Raw genomic sequence first — 15551 nt, forward strand, 5'->3', positions numbered from 1 at the left:
GTCTCCTTAATTGAATCCGGCGGCTAGGTGGGCTTGGATAAATTCTTCCAGTGCGCCCGCGAGCACGAGTGCGACGTTGTGACGGGGGTGCGCCTCCGCATCGGGATTTGCGGCGTGGCCTTGCGTATGCAACGCAATCACGGTGCCGGTCAGGGTGTTACCGGAGACCTGAAGGACCGGTGCGCCGCTGTGTCCGCGCGCGGTGTCCACTGCATGCAGCAGTACCCTTGGCGAGTGTGTGGCAGCTTGCGCCCGGTGGGTGAAGAGAGTGCCGGGTTCTATTCCTCCCGGATTTGGATAGCCGGGTACTTCCACCTCGATGTCCCCGCCTGGACTGGAGATAAGCAGGGCAGGGCGTCCGGTCGGGGCAATAGCTAATGCGGCAATGTCGAACTGATCGAATGCGGCGGGTCCGCTATTTCCGAACTGCGCGTGCACCTTGGCGTCGAGCACAGTAATCGGCGCCGATTCCCCGGGAAATCTGACGGCAAAGGCCCGCCTGCCGTTTCCGCGGTCGTCGCGTTCGATTACGTGACCAGCCGTAATCACCGTGGCAGGGCCTGCAAGCCAACCGGTGCCAACCGGTTCGCTGTGTCCGTTCTCGATTATCTCAACCGTGCAGATCGAGCAAAACGGCACTGATGCAAAGGATAGCGCAGGCACCGGTTTCCAGCCAGGCAATCCCGCGACGTCCTCACCCAGTGGTGGCCGATAGCCAATAGGCCGCCGGCCGAGATTTTCATTCGGCATAATCAACTCCCAGTTCTGGTGGTTTATTTCGGCGGTAGTGCGCTCTCGGGAATGGACGGGTTAACCGGCCCCCCTCGTTCGGACAGTTTCACAGATGGTGAATATGCCGACGAGCTGGTTGGATTTTCTTTTGCACTTATGCCGCTACGGGAAGTAAATCTACTCCTGTCGAAAGTGAGTGGCAATGAAATAGTGAAAGCTGTTTGATTTATGAAACAGCATGAATTGCCATGCTTTTTGCGTTGAAATTTTTCCTCCGCATGCAGTCCGGCTTATGCCCTGTATTCCGTTGTAGCCATGCCACGAAAAGGAAGCCCGTATGATTTCAACCCGTCTCTTGCATAGCTCCCTATGAGGGGTAGACGAACCCTTGCATCTCGATTTATAGCTGCGTTGGGATTGGGCTATTACGAAAATCATTGCCGGAACTTGAGAAACAGCTGGAGATCCGAATCACGGGCATTTCCAGTTCTCTCAATGCCGGATCTAACTTAGGTGCGGCGAGCACTTGAGCAAAAAAAGGCAATATGCAATGAAAAGGAATCGAAGATCAGAAGATGGCTTGGATGGAAGCAAGCACTTGCGGCGCCATGACTGCGGCGCTGATGCCCTTCAGGACACGCCCGACGTTGAGGGCTCAAGGCGACAAGGCGAGACGCACAGCAGCGAAGCGGCGACGAATCCGGGCAGGCCGAGTAGGAACACGTTGCTGCGGCCGAACAAGTCGCCGGCATGACGCTGACATATTACGTTAACAACTGGATGGCTGATGACCTTGGGATGCGCGTCCGAACACTGGAGACCAACTTGTCCCGCGCGAGCATTATTTGAGTCTTGCACTAAGTATGTTAGCGCCGATGAGTTCGAAGCAAACAATGAGCACTTTGTGAAAGCAGTAGTGTGTAGGCGGGTATCGACCTCTACGGCTAATTCGGGGCAGCAACTGCCGTGCACTTAACGGCAGCAACCGGCCCAGCAGCGGACTGTGCGAAATGAAGGAAACTCATGCCAACCGTATTACATACACTTGGCCAACTGAAGGTTGGCGACTATTCGGTTTTGTCGAGACTGATATTGATGAACTTGGCGAAATGGTTGCAGAGATACTGCTGTAGAAAGTCACCGCGACGATAACGTGTAATCCATGGGCTCTTCGGTCTCGATGATCGACGCAAGAGTATTTGCCTCGCGTGGTTGCCGGGCTCCGCGATAGCCTGCGATTCCCAGCGTCCTGCCATCATGCGCAGTTTAATAGTCGGGACACCGGCTGCACACAAAAGCGCCGGCTCCGTCGTGCCGACAACCGTTCAGTGAATGAGCATCCCGCCATTTACATCCAGCGTCACGCCGGTGCAGTATGCGGACAAGTCGCTGCCCAGGAACACGACGGCGCCGGCAATATCGTCGGCCCTGCCCAGCCGCGCCAGCGGGATGTCGTTGGCGATCTCGCCTTTTCTCTCTTCCGTCAGCTTGCCTTTGATGATGTCGGTGGCGATCAGGCCCGGCGTGATGGCGTTGACGCGGATGCCATCGGGGCCGAACTCGCGCGCCATGGCCCGCATCAGGCCCAGCACGCCGGCTTTTGCGGCCGAGTAGTGCGGCCCGCCGAGGATGCCGCCGCCGCGCTGCGCCGATACCGACGAGGTGCAGATGATGCTGCCGCTACGCTGTTCCCGCATGGCGGGCAGCACGGCCTGCGACATCAGCAGCGTGCCGCGCAGGCTCACGTCGAGAACTGCGTCGTAGTCGGCCGCGGTGATGTCGAGCGTCTTGCGCGGCTGCGTGATGCCGGCGTTGGCGAACAGGATGTCGATGCGGCCGAAGCGCGCCAGCGCCGCCTGGGCCGCCGCGTCGCACTGTTCCTTGTTCGTCACGTCGGCCACCACACCAAGGTGCTGCGGCCCCAGTTCGGCCGCGGCGCCGGCCGGGTTGGCGCCGGCCAGGTCGAGGATCACCACGTTCGCGCCGTGCGCGGCCAGCATGCGCGCCGTCGCAAAGCCCAGCCCATTGATGCCGGCGCCGCCGGTCACGATTGCCACGCGATCTTTCAGTAACATTTGAGTCTCCGGTTTGTTCATGTCGTGCCGCCATGTTGGCCGACGGCAGGGATGAAAACAAACGAGGAAAACTCAGGGCAGGGCGAATCTATTTCACGGCTGGCGTCCCCGGCAGTGGCACCTGCCGGATGCGGCCATCGGCCTCGTACTCGAGCGGCGCGATGGCGATCGAACGCCGGTGGCTGCCGCCGCCCGGCAGCAGGGCATCGTGGTAGAACAGCCAGCTTTTACCCGCATGCTCGATGATCGCCTGGTGGTTGGTCGAGATCTTCAGGAAGTCCAGCACCACGCCGCGGTAAGTGAATGGCCCGAGCGGCGAGCTGCCTGTCGCATGCACGATCTGCCCGGGCCAGCCGGTCGAAAACGGAAAGTTCAGGAAGGGCGCTTCGCCATAGGCCTTCCTGCCCGTCTTGTTGGCCTTGTCCGCCTTTTCCGTCTTGTCCAGGGCGGGCAAGCCGGCGATGGCCACGTCCAGGATCGGGCCATCGAGCGTGATCATGTCGGCCTTCAGTTTCACCACCTTCGGCACGCGCGTGCCGAAGTACAGGTAAGCCTGGTCATCCTTGTCGACGAAGACGGCCGGGTCGATCGGCTCGTCGCCCGCATTGGCGTCGCGCGCCTTGTCGACCAGCGGCGTGCCGCGGGCATCGGCGAAACCGCCGTCCGGGCGGCTCGAGACCGCCACGCCGATCTTGTCGCCGCCCACCGGCGCGTAGAAGTAGAACTTGCCGTTGCGCTGCGCCGCTTCCGGTGCCCAGGCCTTGGCATCGGGACGCGCCCATTTGAACACGGTCACGTCGAGGGGGATGCCGGCATCCGTCCATGCCTTCATGTCCGGCGACGTGTACAGGCGCCACGTCGTGGAATCCCAGTAGTTGCCGGAGTTGCTGGCGTCGTCGGTGGCGTACAGGTAGAACTTGCCGCCGGCCTGCGTCGTGAAGTAATGCGGCGAAGGGTCGGCGTTGAAGCGTGGGGAGATTGGTTTGCCGGGTTCTGCGCCCGCGGAAAAGGCAAATGCCAGCAGCAGGGCAGGCAGGACGGACATCGGGCGGTGCATCGGCTCTCCGGTAACTGGTTGGTTTTCCCGCGATGGTAACGCGCCGCACCGCGCGCATTGCCCTGCTCGTATGCTTGTGTCAACATGTTGATTATTGTTCCAGGGAGACCGCCATGTCCAGGATATCGATAGCGCTGCTGGCCGCCGCGGCCCTGCTGCATCTGCCCGCCCATGCGCAGCAGGCGCCACCCGGAGCACCGGCCTATGACGCCGCGCTGGCGCAATCGCTCGGCGCCAGCGAGCAGGGCATGCGCCCCTATGTGCTGGTGCTGCTGAAAACGGGGTCCAAACCCGTGCCGAAGGGCGCGGACCGCGACCGGATGTTCGCCGGCCACTTCGCCAACATGGCGCGGCTGGCAAAGGAGAAAAAGCTGGTCATAGCCGGCCCCCTCGATGGCGTGGACGGCGTGCGCGGCATGTTCGTGTTCGCCACCGACAGCCTCGACGAGGCCAGGGCACTGGTCGCCACCGATCCCGTCATCGTGCAGGGCGAGATGGTGGCCGCGTACCATAAATTCTTTTCCACGGCCGCGCTGATGGCCGTGAACGATATCCACCACCGCATCGTCAAAAAGTAACGGAGACCCTCAATGCGCGCGTTCGTCCTGCTCATCGCCCTGTCGGCCAGCCTCGCGGGCTGCCGCTATCTGCCGCACGATACGAACCAGTCCTGCGACAAGCACATGGACTGGAACGACCGCAAGGCCTGCAAGGAACGGGTCACGACCGAATCGAAGGAATGGGAAAAGCGCAACGACAAGTGATGGGCTGTCGGCAGGGCTGTGCATCATCCGCATTGCGTGCGGGCTGAAAGTGTCCAATTGGCAAAGTGATCCGAACATCATGACGTACAATCACGCGCCGGCATCGATCGGCGCTCATCGGAACCACTAACCACTTCGAGACGAATGACTCACCTTCGCACCCCGATTTCCACCCCGCGCCATCTCGCGCGGACCACGTTGGCCATGATGCTGGCGTTTGCCGCTGGCGCACAGGCCGCCACCACCAGCCTGAACGACGCCTGGCAATTCCACCGCGCCGACGCGGCCGGCCTCGCCAGCGCCGACAAGGTGCCGGCCGCAGCCTGGAGCACCGTGAACCTGCCGCACGCGGCGCACATCGAACCGCGCGTTCCGACCGCGCCGTGGCAGGGCACCGTGTTCTACAAGAAGACGTTCGACGCGGCGCTGGCGCCGGGCGAGCGGGCGATCCTGCGTTTCGAGGCGGTGATGAACGTGGCCGACGTCTGGCTGAACGGCAAGCACCTGGGCCAGCACCTGGGCGGCTACCTGCCGTTCGCGTTCGATGTGACCGATCTGCTGAAGGCTGGCGGAAAGAACGAAGTCATCGTTCGCGCGAACAATGAAGATAACGCTATCACCGGCCCGAAGCCGCTGAAGGACCTCGATTTCATCCAGCATGGCGGCATGTACCGCGGCGTCAGCCTGATCACGAAGCCGGCCGTGCACATCACCGATGAAATGCTGGCCGCCACCACGGCGGGCGGCGGCGTGTTCGTCACGTTCCCGCAAGTGGACAAGGCGCAGGCCACCGTGCAGGTGAAGACGGAAGTGGCGAACACCTCGAAGGCCGCGCGCACCGTCACCGTGCGCAACACGCTGGCATGGCAGGGCAAGGAGATCGCCCGCGCGGAACGGAAGGTCACGCTGAAGGCCGGCGAGCGCCGCCACGTGACGATGCCCATGACGGTGGCGCAGCCGAACCTCTGGTCGCCGCAGGCGCCCAACCTGCACGTGCTGGACACGGCCATCGTGGGCGAAGGTGCCGGCGACAGCGTGCAGACGCGCATCGGCATCCGCCGCCTGGCGTTCGACGCCCGCCACAAACTGCTGGTCAACGGCGAACCGGTGCAGCTGCGTGGCGTGAACCGCCACCAGGAATATCCGCATGTGGGCTATGCGCTGTCGCCGCAGGCCGATTACCGCGATGCGCTGCTGATCAAGAAGTACGGTTTCGACTACATCCGCCTGTCGCACTACCCGCAGTCGCCGGCCTTCATGGCCGCGGCCGACGAACTGGGCCTGCTCGTCATCCCGGGCGTGCCGGGCTGGCAGTACTTCAACAAGAACCCGGCTTTTGCCAAGCAGGTGGTCAAGACCTGCGAGGACATGATCCGCCGCGACCGCAACCACGCCAGCGTGCTGGCCTGGGAATGCTCGCTGAACGAGACGGACATGCCGGACGCGTTCGTCGACACGCTGCACAAGACCGTGCACGCGGAGTACCCGGGCGAAGGCGCCTATTCGGTGGGCTGGCTGCCGCGTTCCTATGACATCTACATGCAGGCACGCCAGCACAGGATCGGCGACAAGCATGCGCTGCCGGCCAAGCCGCTGATCGTGTCCGAGTATGGCGACTGGGAATACTATGCGATGAACGCGGGCTTCAACCAGGGCGCCTGGAGCGACCTGAAGCCGGCCGACCGCTCCAGCCGCCAGTTGCTGTCGCAGGGCGAAAAGCACCTGCTGCAGCAGGCCGCCAACGTGGCCGAGGCGCATGACGACAACTTCACGACGCCCGCTTTTGCGGATGGCTACTGGGTCATGTTCGACTATGCGCGCGGCTATGCGCCGGACCTGGAAGCCTCCGGCGCGATGAGCATCGACCGGCTGCCGAAGTTCGCGGCCGAGTTCTTCCGCTCGCAGCGCAGCCCGGAGCAGGCGAATGCACAGTGGGGCGGCGGCCCGATGGTCTTCATCGCCAGTTACTGGACGCCGGAATCGTCGCCGCGCGTGCGCGTGTTCACGAATGCGGAGGAAGTGGAGCTGCGCCTGAACGGCAAGACCGTGGCACGCAAGAAAGCCGCGCCATCGTCGACGCACCCGCGCCTGAAACACCCGCCGGTGGAATTCGACACGGGCGGCTTCCAGTCCGGCGAACTGGTCGCCGTGGCATACACGGGCGGCAAGGTCGTCGCCGAGCACACGGTGCGCACGCCGGGCGAGCCCGTGAAGCTCGAGGTGGCGCTGGACGAGATGGGCGTGCCGAAGGCCGTCGGCGACCTGGTGTTCGCACGTGCCCGCGTGGTCGACGCGAACGGCACCACGGTGCCGGCGTCCGGCCAGGCCGTCACGTTCACGGCCGATCCGGGCTATGAAGTGATCCACAGCCCGCAGGCGGTGACCGAGGCCGGCATCGCCAGCGTGCTGGTGCGCGTGAAGCAGCCGAACGGCACGTTGTCCGCGGCCGCTGGCAAGCTGCAGGGCGCGCTCGCGCCGAAGTAAAGCACGAAAGACCGGCGCCTCGCGTTAGCGCCGTTCAGATAAGCCAAACCCACAGGCAGAAGCCGGGGTCAGACCCAACGGGTCTGACCCCAGACCTCTGCTTTTGGGCTTAATCCACAACTGCTTATGCGGCGAAGCCGCCGTCGATCAGCAGGTCGGCGCCGGTGACGAAGGCCGCTTCCGGGCTGGCCAGGTAGGCGATCATGCCGGCCACCTCGTCGGGCTTGCCGTGCCGCGGCAGCGCCATGAGGCTGTGCATCGTGGCGCCGAACTCGGCGTCGGCCGGGTTCATGTCGGTGTCGACGGGGCCCGGCTGCACATTGTTCACCGTGATACCGCGCGGCCCCAGGTCGCGCGCCATGCCTTTCGCCAGGCCCGTCAGGGCCGATTTGCTCATCGCATACACGGCACCGCCGGCAAACGGCATGCGCAGCGCATTGGTGCTGCTGACGTTGATGATGCGGCCGCCTTCGCCCATGTGGGCCAGCGCCGCTTCCGACGCCACGAAGACGGCGCGCACGTTGATGGCCACCGTCTCGTCGAAATCCTCCAGCGAAAATTCCGCCACGTCGCCCAGGCGCAGTACGCCCGCATTGTTGACGAGGATGTCGATGCGGCCGAACCGTTCGGCCACCGTGTCGATCGCGGCGGTCAGCGCTGCGGCATCGGCGGCGTCGGCCCTGATCGCCAGCGCCGTGCCGCCGGCCGCCTCGATCTCGGCCGCCAGCGCTTCGGCGGCGCCGGCCGACGCCGCGTAGCCGATCGCCACGGCCGCGCCGTCGCGTGCCAGCCGGCGTGCCGTGGCCGCGCCGATGCCGCGCGAACCGCCGTTGATGAAGGCGACTTTGCCGTTCAGCTTCGTGGTCATGATGTGTTCCTTTCGATGAGTGGATGAACCCAGTATGGCCGCGCCAATTGAATGGCGGTAGCCAATGAATGGCGGTTTCTCTTTCAACCGGTGGTTTAAAATGACCCATGGATACCGAACTGACCAGCTACCTGGACGCCTTTCTCGCGGCCGGCGAGGAGCGCAGCTTTTCCGCCGCCGCCCGGCGCCTCGGGTTGACGCCCGCTGCCGTCAGCAAAAGCGTGGCGCGCCTGGAAACGCGGCTGGGCGTGCGCCTGTTCCAGCGCAGCACGCGCAGCCTGGCGCTCACCACCGATGGCGAGCGGCTGTATGCGCAGGTGGGGCTGCCCCGGCGCGACATCGGCGACGCGCTTGCCGCGTTACGGCAAGGCGCTGGCGAGCCGGCCGGCACGCTGAAGGTGTCGCTTGCGCACGCGGTGGGCCGCGACTACGTGGTACCGCTGCTGGCACCGTTCGTGCGGCGCTATCCGGCCGTGGTGCCCGACCTGCATTTCGACAATCGCCAGGTGGATCTCGTGGCAGAAGGATTCGACGTGGCGATCGGCGGCGGCATCGCGTTGACCGAAGGCGTGGTGGCGCGCGAACTGGCCCGCGTGCGGCTCGTGCTCGCGGCAGCGCCGTCCTACCTGGAGGCCAATCCTCCGCCGGAAGGGCCCGGTGACCTGGCGCGCCACCAGGCCGTGGTGCGCCGGTCGCTCGATTCGGGCCGGCTGCTGCCCTGGCAGCTGTACCACCGCGACGGGGTCCAGGTGCTGGCGACGGCGCGTGCGGTCGCGGCGATGAACGATCCCGAAGCCATGGCCCACGCCGCCGCCCGCGGCATGGGCATCGCGCTGCTGCCCCTGGCGCATGCGCTGCCGTTGCTCGACAGCGGGGCGCTGGTGCGCGTGTTGCCGGAATGGGATGGCGGCCTGCGCACGCTGTCGGTCTATTACACGAGCAGGAAGCTGTTGCCCGCGAAGGTGCGGGTGTTCATCGACTTCCTCGTCGATCATTTTCGCGATGGCGGCCTGGCGGCGCGGCTCGCCGGATCGTGACGTAGGCACGGGAAGTAAACCGAACGCTCGTGCGTGACATTCGGAGAGAATTCGTGCGAATTGTCGAGTGTTGCTGGAGGTTGGTAACGATATGCGCGCGAAAGACGGCGTAATGTGTCACATGCAAGCGACAGATTGTGAAAACATCTAGCTGAAGAAACTTTACGTGCGGCAATTGCTTGCGGATAATGGGTTCACGGCGCGCAGGATCGGCGCCGGTCCGCCGCCAGGTGGATCTTGCCCACCTCGCCATCAGGACCCCGCATGAACAGCTCCGTACTCGCCCAGCCCGCTACCGAACAAGATCGCCACGCCGACGCCCTCGCCATCAGCGGCGCGCTGAACCGCGTGCAGGCCATCATCGAATTCCGCCTCGATGGCACGATCCTCCATGCCAACGAGAATTTCCTGAGCACGCTGGGCTATACGCTGGACGAAGTGGTGGGCCGCCACCATTCGATGTTCTGCGCGCCGGACTACGTGCGGTCGGCCGAGTACGATGCCTTCTGGGCCGGCCTGCGCCGCGGCGAGTTCGAACGCGCGCAATACCGCCGCATCGGCAAGGGTGGCCGCGATGTGTGGATCGAAGCATCCTACAACCCGATCCTCGACACCGATGGCAAGCCGTTCAAGGTGATCAAGTTCGCCTGCGACATCACGGCCTACAAGAAGCGCGCCAATGAACACGCGGGTCTCGTCGGCGCCATCGACAAGGCGCAGGCGGTCGTCGAGTTCGACATGCACGGCGTGGTGCTCAATGCCAACGAGAACTTCCTTGCCGTGATGGGCTATGAACTGGGCGATATCCAGGGCGAGCACCACCGCGTGTTCTGCGAGGACGATTACGCTTCCAGCCTGGAATACCGCAAGTTCTGGCAAAAGCTCAACCGCGGCGAGTTCGACGCCGGCCGCTACAAGCGCATCGGCGCCAACGGCCGCGCGGTCTGGATCCAGGCCACGTACAACCCCATCTTCGACCTCGACGGCAAGCCGTACAAGGTGGTGAAGTTCGCCACCGACATCACGGCGCAGGTGGCCCTCGAAGCGGAAGTCGAACGCAAGAGCGAAGAGGAGCGCCGCAAGGTGGCGCTGCTGCTCGCGCAGGTGGAACGGGCCGCGCACGGCGACCTGACCGGCACGCTCGACATGTCCGGCAGCGAACCGATCGACCAGTTGGGCGCCGGCGTCGGCAAGATGATCGCCGACCTGCGCGGCGTGATCGCGCACGTGGTCTCCGAAGTGTCGCGCCTGTCGTCGTCGGCCGGAACGATCGCCGAGCGGTCGAACCTGGTGGCCGGCGGCGCGCAGGCGCTCGGCGCCACGGTAGAAGAGATGAATGCATCGGTCGACGGCCTCACCGCGTCGATCACCACGATCGCGCGCGGCGCGGGCGAAGCCAACTCGCTGGCGCAAAGCACGAAGGAAGCCGCCGAGACGGGTGCGAAGGCGGTGGCCCGATCGATCGAGGCGATGGCGCTGATCAACCAGTCCTCCGAAGACATCAGCGAGATCGTCAAGGTGATCGGCGAGATCGCCAGCCAGACCAATATGCTGGCATTCAACGCCGCGATCGAGGCGGCACGCGCCGGCGAACATGGCCTGGGCTTCTCGGTCGTGGCCGACGAGGTGCGCAAGCTCGCCGAGCGTTCGTCCCAGGCCACCAAGGAAATCTCCAAGCTGATCGCGGAGTCTGTCAAGCGCGTGGCGCAGGGCAGCGAGATCTCGCGCCAGGCCAGCGATGCGTTCGACCGCATCGCCAGCGGCGTGGAACGCACGTCGCTGGCGATCGGCGACATTTCGGCCTCCGTCAACGAACAGTCGCTGTCGGCGCGTGAAGTGGCGGTGGCGATCAACCATATCGCCGAGGAATCGGAAAAGTCCGCCGGCTCCTGCGACAGCATCGCCGTGCAGACCGATGAACTGAACCGCACCGCGTCGGAGCTGAACCAGACCGTCTCGGGCTTCACCGTCTGAGCGGCCGGTCATGCAGACGCTCGACATGACGCCCGCGGCCGCGGCGGCAGCCATCGACGCGGCCCGCGCCACGGCCGCGCGAGCCCTGGCCGACGCGGCGGGGCTGGAGCTGTTCGGCTCCTTCCACCTGGGCGGCGAGGAATTCGCGCTGCCGGCGCTGGCACTTCGGGAAGTGGTCGCCTACCCGGAACGCGTGACCCGCATGCCGCTGTCGCCAGCCTGCCTGGAAGGCATCTTCACGCTGCGCGGCACGGCCATCCCGATCGTCAACCTGGCGCGCATCTTCGACCCGCAGGCGCCGGGCGCCGGCGCGCACCAGAAGATCGCCATCCTCGACCATGAGGACGTGCTCGTGGGCCTCGTATTCGACGCCACGGGCGAGGTGCTGCGCGTGCGCCCCGAACAGCGCAGCATCGTCAGCCAGGGCGCCGGCCGGCAAGCCGTCATCGGCGGCACGATCCTGCTGGAACATGGTGGACAGGAAGCGGAATCCAGGCTGCTCCAGGTGCTGGTACCCGATGCGCTGGTTCGCATCGACAACGTGCCGCAGGTGCGTTCCATGTCGTCCGCCACGCGGGCCGCCGAACGGGCGCGCTTCCTGCGCCATGCCGAGGCGCGCAAGTGCCTGTGCTTCAACGCCGGCGGCACGTCGTTCGCGTTCGCGATGGCGGCCGTGCAGGAGATCATCGACGTCCCCGAGCTGCGCACGTCCGTCATGATGGGGCCCCTGTGCAAGGGCTGGATCAACTTCCGTGGCCGCGCCGTGGGCATCGTCGATTTCGCCGCGCTGGTGGGCTGCGACGGCACCGTGGCGAACGATGCCGACCGGCGCATCCTCGTTGCCCGCATCGGCGACGAGCTGCTGGGCTTCCTGGTCGATTCGGTCGACACGATCATGCCGTATTTCGATGGCGACGTGCTGCCGATCCCGCTGCTCGGCACGCGGCGCGGCGCCATGTTCCGCGGCTGCCTGCCGCGCCAGGATGGGCCGGACACCTTGTTCCTCGACCATGCCAATGTGCTGAGCGACGCGGAACTGGCCGAGGTGTGCGCCGGCCACCGACGCATCTACCAGGACGACGCGGCGCGGGAAGCCGGCAGTGACGCAAGCCGCGCGGCAACGCGCCGGCAGGTGTACCTGGCGTTCGAGCTGGGCAGCCCATGGGCGACCGACATCGGCCAGGTGCGCGAGATCATTCCCTGCGCGCCCGGCATGGTGCGCCCGCCGGGTGCGCCGGCCTGCGTGCAGGGCATGCTGAACCTGCGCCAGCGCATGATCGCGGTCATCGACCTGCGCCGGCTGTACGGCATGCCGCCACTGGACGACACGGCCGACTGCAAGATCCTCGTGCTGGAACGGGGCAGCGAACGCTATGGCGTGATCGTCGACCGTGTCGACAGCATCGTCCATTTGCCGGCCAGCGCGCGGCGTCCGTCGCCGAAGTTGCTGCGCGCCGGTGGCATCGCCGACATGCGCTGCGACGTCAGCGAGGTGCTGGAACTGCCCGATGGGGCCGTGAAAAGCCTGTTCGAGCGCGAAGCGTTCTTCGTCACGCTGGAACGGGCGCTGGCCGTCTGACGACCTGCGGCTTCCGCGGGCGGCATCGGCAAGGCCGCCTATCAAGTACACTGCTCGCGAACCGAACCTTCGCTGACCGAGCAGATGACGAAAAAAGACGACAAGCAGAACCTTCCGCCGGTGCAGGTGCCGGCACCTGCACCGGCGCGCCGCCTCACCATCAAGGACGTGGCGCTGGCCGCCGGCGTGTCGCTGACGACCGTATCCCATGCGCTCAACGACCGCGGCTATGTCGATCCGGATACCCGGGCCAGGGTGAAGCGCGTCGCCACGGAACTGGGCTACCGCCCGAACCTGCGCGCCCAGCGCCTGCGCACCGGCAAGGCCAACAGCATCGCGCTGCTGTCGTCGATGCCGTTCGCCGTGGCGGGTGGTTCCTCCCGGCTCGGTTTCATGATGGAAGTGGCCGCCGTGGCGGCCGAGGCGGCGATGCAACGGGGCCAGGCCCTGATCCTCGTGCCGAACCTGGAAGGATCGAAGCAGCTCATCGACGAACTCGATATCGATGGTGCGCTCGTCGTGGAACCCGTGGCCGACGATCCCCAGATCCGCCGCCTCAGGGAGCGCGGTGTCGCCGTCGTGTCGATCGGCCGGGTCGTGGACGAGACGCTGCCGATCCCGCAGGTCGACCTGCAGAGCGCCGTGGCCGGCGAGCTGCTGCTGGAACACCTGCGCACGCAGGGCGCGCGCCACATCGCGCTGCTGGTCGGCTCGCAGAACCGGCATTCCTACCAGGAGATGGAGCGGGTGTACACCGCGTTCATCCGGCGCCACCGCCTGCCCAAAATGGTGGCCAAGGCCGACGAATACGGCGGCGAGGAGGCCGGGCGGGCCGCCTGCCATGAACTGCTCGCCGACTTTCCCGCCATCGATGCGATCTGCGTGCCGGTGGATGCCTTTGCGTCCGGCGCGATCACGGCGCTCAACGAGATGGGCCGTGCCGTACCCGGCGACGTGATGGTGGCGACGCGCTATGACGGCCTGCGGGCACGCAATGCCGTGCCGCCGCTCACGGCGGTCAACCTGCACCTCGAACAGGTGTCGGCGCTGGCCGTCGAGCTGCTGTTCCAGCACATCAATGGCGACAATGGCCAGCGCACCGTCTGCGGTCCCACGCCGGACCTCGTACCGCGGCGCTCCTCCCGGGCCTGAGGCCTGCCCGATGCCGGGCTGCACCTCCACGGCTGTTGCTGTTTTCTTACAACCGCACGGCGACCGGCGATGGAACGCTTGCACACGCCGCTGGCTTCACCTACACTTCCCAAAACGATTTGGGAAAAGTGCCATGAACACCTGCCGGGCTGCCGCCATTGCAATTGGCGGCTCGACAGGCTTCGTTCACGGCAGCCGGTCTTTTTTTTCGACGCAGCCCCAAAACGATTTGGGGCGAGCCCGGAAGGTCGCAGCAGCATGCCGCAGAGCAGGCGCCGCCACCGATCGCCGGGCCGCCCGACGCCAGTGAAGTGACCAACAACCATGGAGACAGACATGACGGAAATTTCGGCCAGCGCCGCCAGCGGCGCAGGAGCAGTATCATCGGGCAGGGCGGCGCCGCGCGGCGGTGCCGCGGAGGGCAGCGTGGAGGAAATCCGGGAAGGGGAAACGGCGGCGGGCGGGCCAGCGACCGCGCCGGTCGACGAACGTCTGCCGCTCGGCAAGCTGTTCGTGTTCGGCCTGCAGCACGTGCTGGTGATGGCCGCGGCGCCGATCGCCTCGGTCTTCATGATGGCCAAGGCGCTGGGGTTCGCACCCGACCTGACCATCAACCTGCTGAGTGCCACCTTCATCCTGTGCGGCCTGGGCACGCTGCTCCAGTCGCTGGGGCCGCGCGGCGTCGGTGCGCGGCTGCCGTTCGTCATGCTGCCCGGGGGCGCCCCCATCGTGCTGTTCATCCTCATCGCCCAGCAGACGGACCTGCAGACGGCCGCCGGCGCCGTGCTGCTGACGGGGGCAGCCTACTTCGTCTTCCTGCCGCTGTTCCGGTGCTGCCTGCGCTTCTTTCCCGCACTGGTCGTCGGCACGATGCTGCTGCTCGTATCGATCAATCTCATCAAGGTATCCGGGCTGCTGATCACGGGCAGCCCCGGCACGCCCGGTTTCGCCCAGCCGCTGAACATCGTGCTGGCCTTCGCCACGATCCTGTTCACCGTGCTGTTCTCGCGCCTGCTCACCGGCCTGTGGCGCCAGCTGTCGATCCTGCTCGGCCTCGTGGCGGGCACCTTCGTGGCGTTTGCGCTGGGCGCCGTGCACAGCGCGCCGATCCCGCTCTGGCCACTGGTGAGCGTGCCGTCGTTCCTGCCCTTCGGCGTGCCCAAGTTCGACGTCGTTGCCGCGCTGCCGCTGATCATCTTCTCCGTCATCTCGATGGTCGAAGCGACGGGCCAGACGGTCGCCATCAGCGAGACCGTGGGCAAGGAAATCGACCAGAAGCGCGACGTGCCGAAGACGATCCGGGGCGATGCCGTCATGTCGCTGCTCGGCGGCCTGTTCGGCACCTCGCTGATCGTCACCAGCGGTGAAAACATCGGCGTCGTGCGCGCCACCGGCGTGCGCTCGCGCTTCGTGACCGTGTGTTCCGGCCTGATCCTCGTGGTGTTCGGCCTGCTCGCGCCGCTGACGAAAGTGGTGAGCCTCGTACCGGAAGCGGTGGTCGGCGGGACCGGCGTCATCGTCTTCGCCATCGTCGGCGTGATGGGCATCGACATGCTGCGCCGCGCCGACCTGCGCAACCACGCCAATATGTACATCCTCGCCGTCGCGCTGTGCGTCGGCCTGCTGCCGATCGTCATCCCCGGCATGTACAGCAACTTCCCGCCGAACGTGCGCATGTTGCTTGGCAATGGCGTGGCGATGGGCGCGATCACCGCCGCGCTGCTGAACTACTTCTTCTTCCACCTCGGCCGGAAGGGCGCCACGGACGCGCCGGCCGATCCGCACTGACATTCACCAACCTGTACCACCACGAGGCCACCGCCATCCCG

General features: G+C 65.6%; 12 protein-coding genes. 8 read left to right on the forward strand and 4 right to left on the reverse strand.

The features are described from left to right. Positions 1-6: 6 nt before the first annotated feature. The 3 genes from EWM63_RS26175 to EWM63_RS26190 all read right to left on the reverse strand — a co-directional run bounded on the left by EWM63_RS26175 (position 7) and on the right by EWM63_RS26190 (position 3864). Positions 7-750, reverse strand: a complete 744-nt coding sequence (locus tag EWM63_RS26175; protein WP_130189152.1) for a trypsin-like serine peptidase — start codon at positions 748-750, stop codon at positions 7-9. Between the two features lie 1307 nt (positions 751-2057). Beyond that, entirely contained in the window at positions 2058-2807 is a 750-nt protein-coding gene (locus tag EWM63_RS26185) for an SDR family NAD(P)-dependent oxidoreductase (RefSeq protein WP_130189153.1), read from the reverse strand. Between the two features lie 88 nt (positions 2808-2895). Further along, complete coding sequence (locus tag EWM63_RS26190) at positions 2896-3864, reverse strand: family 43 glycosylhydrolase (RefSeq protein ID WP_130189154.1); 969 nt, start codon at positions 3862-3864, stop codon at positions 2896-2898. Positions 3865-3977: 113 nt separating this feature from the next. Between EWM63_RS26190 and EWM63_RS26195 the strand changes: the two genes are divergently transcribed. The 3 genes from EWM63_RS26195 (at position 3978) to EWM63_RS26200 (ending at position 7112) form a co-directional block, all read left to right on the forward strand. Then, complete coding sequence (locus EWM63_RS26195; RefSeq protein ID WP_165390936.1) at positions 3978-4442, forward strand: YciI family protein; 465 nt, start codon at positions 3978-3980, stop codon at positions 4440-4442. Positions 4443-4454: 12 nt separating this feature from the next. Further along, positions 4455-4628 carry a hypothetical protein gene (locus EWM63_RS31890; RefSeq protein WP_165390937.1) on the forward strand — a complete coding sequence of 58 codons (174 nt, stop codon included), beginning with the start codon at positions 4455-4457 and terminating at the stop codon, positions 4626-4628. Between the two features lie 144 nt (positions 4629-4772). Next, positions 4773-7112: a glycoside hydrolase family 2 TIM barrel-domain containing protein gene (locus tag EWM63_RS26200; RefSeq protein ID WP_130189156.1), complete on the forward strand. Its 2340-nt coding sequence runs from the start codon at positions 4773-4775 to the stop codon at positions 7110-7112. A 124-nt stretch (positions 7113-7236) separates the two neighbouring features. On the opposite strand, the gene EWM63_RS26205 is transcribed toward EWM63_RS26200, so the two are convergent. After that, positions 7237-7980: an SDR family oxidoreductase gene (locus tag EWM63_RS26205; RefSeq protein ID WP_130189157.1), complete on the reverse strand. Its 744-nt coding sequence runs from the start codon at positions 7978-7980 to the stop codon at positions 7237-7239. Positions 7981-8087: 107 nt separating this feature from the next. On the opposite strand from EWM63_RS26205, the gene EWM63_RS26210 reads away from it, so the two are divergent. The 5 genes from EWM63_RS26210 to EWM63_RS26230 all read left to right on the forward strand — a co-directional run bounded on the left by EWM63_RS26210 (position 8088) and on the right by EWM63_RS26230 (position 15510). After that, positions 8088-9017 carry a LysR family transcriptional regulator gene (locus EWM63_RS26210; protein WP_130189158.1) on the forward strand — a complete coding sequence of 310 codons (930 nt, stop codon included), beginning with the start codon at positions 8088-8090 and terminating at the stop codon, positions 9015-9017. A 264-nt stretch (positions 9018-9281) separates the two neighbouring features. Beyond that, positions 9282-10991, forward strand: a complete 1710-nt coding sequence (locus tag EWM63_RS26215) for a methyl-accepting chemotaxis protein (RefSeq protein ID WP_130189159.1) — start codon at positions 9282-9284, stop codon at positions 10989-10991. 10 nt (positions 10992-11001) lie between these two features. Further along, on the forward strand, positions 11002-12570 hold the full coding sequence (locus tag EWM63_RS26220) for a chemotaxis protein CheW (RefSeq protein ID WP_229487511.1): 1569 nt from the start codon (positions 11002-11004) through the stop codon (positions 12568-12570). An 84-nt stretch (positions 12571-12654) separates the two neighbouring features. After that, positions 12655-13722: a LacI family DNA-binding transcriptional regulator gene (locus EWM63_RS26225; protein WP_130189160.1), complete on the forward strand. Its 1068-nt coding sequence runs from the start codon at positions 12655-12657 to the stop codon at positions 13720-13722. A 336-nt stretch (positions 13723-14058) separates the two neighbouring features. Continuing rightward, positions 14059-15510, forward strand: coding sequence for a uracil-xanthine permease family protein (locus EWM63_RS26230; RefSeq protein ID WP_130189161.1), 1452 nt, complete (start codon positions 14059-14061; stop codon positions 15508-15510). The last annotated feature ends 41 nt before the right edge of the window (positions 15511-15551 follow it).

The organism is Pseudoduganella lutea (genome assembly GCF_004209755.1).
GTDB lineage: Bacteria > Pseudomonadota > Gammaproteobacteria > Burkholderiales > Burkholderiaceae_D > Rugamonas > Rugamonas lutea.